Here is a 2199-nt window from a genome sequence, read left to right on the forward strand (position 1 = left end):
CCCGAATGCACGACGACCAGCTCGGTGCCCGACGGGATGTCCGCGGCGGCGTTGGCGATCAGTTCCGCGGCTTCTTTGCCTGCCTCCCCGGCGGCTTCCAGGACGACCACCCGCTCGTCTGCGAACAGCGACGGGCTCAGTAATTCCGCGAGCTCGTAGACGCCGACCTCGCCGGCTCGCAACCGGCTCACCGGCACATCGTCGGTGCCGGCGCGCTGCCGTGCCGACCGCAGCACGTCCGCGACGGCGCGCTCGACCAGCAACTCCTCATCGCCCAGCACGAGATGCACTGCCGAAACCTGCTGGCTCACGACGTTGATCGTGTCATGTCGGGCCGACAGCGCCGCCGGCCCCTGCCAGCAGGCCCGACACCGACCAGGCAACCAGCCCGCCGGCCGCGACCGCGATCCCGGCACGAAACCAGCGCCACCGCCACAACACCGCGGCCAGCACGGCGGTCGCGCCGACCACCAGCACGCCGGAAATCCCCGACGGTACCGGCAGACTCGCGGCGGGCACAGCGGCTGCCCAATGCGCGATCCGCAACACCCACCACAGTTCAGGACCGGTGAACCGGATCAGCAGTTGCGCGCCGGCCGGCCACAACAAGCACAGCGCGCCGGCGGCACTGCCCAACACCGTGATCGGCGCAATCAGCGCGGCCACTGCGAGATTGGCCGCCGCGGCCACCAGGCTGACCCGACCTGAGATGCCGGCGATCAGCGGAGCCGTCACCAACTGCGCTGCACAGGCGACGCAGACGGCGTCCGCCAGCGGCTTGGGCCAGCCGCCCGCCACAAGACGCCGCGACCAAATCGGCGCGATCACCACGAGCGCAGCCGTCGCCACCACCGACAGAGCGAGGCCCACATCGACGGCCAACTGAGGCGCGGTGACCATCAACACCAACACGGTGGCGGCGAGACCCGGAATCGCTTGTCGCCGCCGCGAAGACAAGACACCGACGAGCGCGATCGCGCCCATCACCGCCGCGCGCAGCACGCTGGCGGTGGGCTGCACGACGATGACGAACACCACCAACGCGACGCCGGCCAGCACCACCGCCGCCCGCGGTCCGATCAGCCGCGACGTGAACAACACCGCTCCGCACACGATCGTGACATTCGCGCCGGATACCGCTGTCAGATGCGTTAAACCCGCGGCCCGGAATTCTCGGCTGGTGATCGCGCTGACCGTCGAAGTGTCGCCGAGCACCAGCGCCGGCAGCATCGCCGCTTGGTCTGCGGGCAGCACTTGACGGGCGGTGGCGGCGAACGCCGCGCGGACTGCGTGCGCAACGCGGTGAACCGGCCCGGCACGGCCCATCGTCGGCTGGCCGACTGCGTTCACCACCGCCACCGTCAGGTCATGTCGGGCGGGGCGGGTGATTCTGGCCCGGAATCGCAGCGGCTGACCGACCATCACCGCATTGAAGTCGCGGGCCGGCGCGAAAACCACCACGCGGCCCGACATCCGGTTCTGTCCCAGTTGCTGCAAGGTGGCGCGGAACATCAGCCGGCCTGACTGTCCCGAGCCCACCGACAGTGCGCTTTCGCTGGGTGTAACCACTACCTGCGCGGCCGTTCCGAATACCGCAGTGACAGGGTGGCGAGCGACTGCGGTGGCGCGCAACGCAATCGCAAACCCGAAGCCTGCCCCGACGACACCAACGGCGACAACCGCGACGCCGATGGCCCGCATCCGTGTGCTTCGGTGCCCGATGCGCCACAGAACAAGGCCCAACGCGCCCCCGATCGCACACATCGATCCGACCACGCTGCCGATCGGCCATATGATTCCCGCCGCGGTGACCGCCCAGCTGGTCAATGCAGCCGGCACCAGCCGTGCATCCAGCCGCACGGCGGCTGTTTCAGACACAAACCAGCGGGCGCAGCTTCTCCAGGCGCCCGGGGCCAATGCCGTCGACCTCGGCGAGTTGATCGACGCTGGTGAATTTGCCGTTGGCGTCCCGCCAAGCCACGATGGCAGCCGCCGTCACCGGCCCGATCCCCGGCAGGGCATCCAACTGCTGCACGGTTGCGGTGTTCAGGTTGACCGCGTCATGCCGTGCCGGTCTGTCCGGGCGAGGTGCGGTGCCCGACGTGCCCGGGGCGGCCGAGCCGGAGCTCACCGAGCTGCCCAGCACCGGCGGCTGCCCCTTGACCGGCGCGATGCCGACGACGATCTGCTCGCCGTCGC

2 protein-coding genes and 1 pseudogene are annotated in these 2199 nt (G+C 70.0%); all 3 read right to left on the bottom strand.

The window, feature by feature from the left end; all coding sequences use genetic code 11:
* A pseudogene (locus WB785_RS14495) lies at positions 1–290 on the bottom strand (DNA polymerase III subunit delta); the annotation flags it as partial.
* A gap of 34 nt (positions 291–324) precedes the next feature.
* The gene (locus WB785_RS14500; protein ID WP_424080029.1) at positions 325–1878 is read right to left on the bottom strand and encodes a ComEC/Rec2 family competence protein; all 1554 of its coding nucleotides are present in this window, start codon (positions 1876–1878) and stop codon (positions 325–327) included.
* On the bottom strand, positions 1871–2199 hold a 329-nt coding region (locus tag WB785_RS14505; RefSeq protein WP_424080030.1), incomplete at its 5' end, for a ComEA family DNA-binding protein. The genes WB785_RS14505 and WB785_RS14500, both read right to left, overlap by 8 nt.

Source organism: Mycobacterium sp. (genome assembly GCF_049585075.1).
Taxonomy (GTDB): domain Bacteria; phylum Actinomycetota; class Actinomycetes; order Mycobacteriales; family Mycobacteriaceae; genus Mycobacterium.